The following is a 1,285-nucleotide window of genomic DNA, read 5'->3' on the forward strand; positions in this document are numbered from 1 at the left end:
CATTGTATATCAATTTATAATTATAATTTTGTATAAACTTACAACATCAGGAAGTGGAATAAGGCCGATTTTTCATTAATCCTTAAGATTGTATATCATGTTCAGTCCCCACTTCTTTACATCCAAAACCGGATAGCTCATTGGGCTTTATATGACCCCGCATTCGCAATGATGGTTCACAGATGTATAGATGTTATTAAAATATTAAGACTATGACCTACGTTGGAATTGATGTAAGCAAGGACTCTTTCACTGTTGCCTATTCTTCAGACAAGAACAGTAAGACAAAGACATTCAAGAATACAGTAAAAGGTATTCATGAGTTTATCCAAACCATCTCAAAAGAAGATACACACTGTGTGCTTGAAGCAACAGGGAACTACAGTGCGCTTTTAGTTTATCTTTTTTCGGAAGCAGGTATTACAACCAGCCTTGAGAATCCACTGAAGATAAAGAACTTCGCACGTGTAATGCTCTCTGTCACCAAAACAGATGATGTCGATGCACGACTCATTGCAATGTATGGTGAAAAGATGAATCCTTCTCCCTACAAGCTGAAAGATGAATCAATTCTTGTACTCAAACAGAAAAGAACTGTTCTGAGACAGCTCAAGAAACAGCTTGTGGCAACCAGAAACCTTAAGGAATCAATGGAAATATTGCCATTGGTTGATTCCACGTGTAAAAGGACGATAGAGAAAACTATCATATTCCTTGAAAAGCAAATCAGGAATATGGAAGAGAACATTACATCTCTAGCCACTCAGGAATACAAGAAGCAGATGGAGCTACTTACATCCATTAAGGGAATCGGTGTAACACTTGCTGCTGCACTGATAATAGCAACTGGAGGATTCACTTATTTTGATAATGCCAAGCAATTTACACGTTATCTTGGATTATCACCTACTTATCAGCAATCAGGTACGTCAGTCAATGTCAAAGGTCACATCAATCGAAACGGGGATTCTACACTCAGAAGCCAGCTTTACGTGGCTGCCTTCGCATCACTCAGATGTAACTCGGAATGCAAGGAGTGTTATGACCGTTTACGATCTAACGGAAAGCCTGGAAAAGTTGCCGTTATTGCTGTAGCTAACAAACTAGTCAGACAGGCTTTTGCCGTTGTTACTAAAGAAAAAGAATATGTCGATGGATTTGTTTCTGAAAAGCCACAGAAGCTACAAAAACATATCTCTGCATAAATCATATTTTTCCGATAGTAAACGTATAAATATGCTAAATATCTTTAACCATATTCAGTTTTCTTATTATAGCTCATGAT

General features: G+C 37.6%; 1 protein-coding gene. It reads left to right on the forward strand.

The window, feature by feature from the left end:
- Positions 1–212 precede the first annotated feature (212 nt).
- Positions 213–1,205 (forward strand): IS110 family transposase, encoded by a 993-nt coding sequence (locus H6A61_RS15240; protein WP_204394754.1) that lies wholly within the window; start codon positions 213–215, stop codon positions 1,203–1,205.
- The last annotated feature ends 80 nt before the right edge of the window (positions 1,206–1,285 follow it).

It is taken from the genome of Bacteroides caecigallinarum (assembly GCF_016901995.1).
GTDB lineage: Bacteria > Bacteroidota > Bacteroidia > Bacteroidales > Bacteroidaceae > Phocaeicola > Phocaeicola cellulolyticus.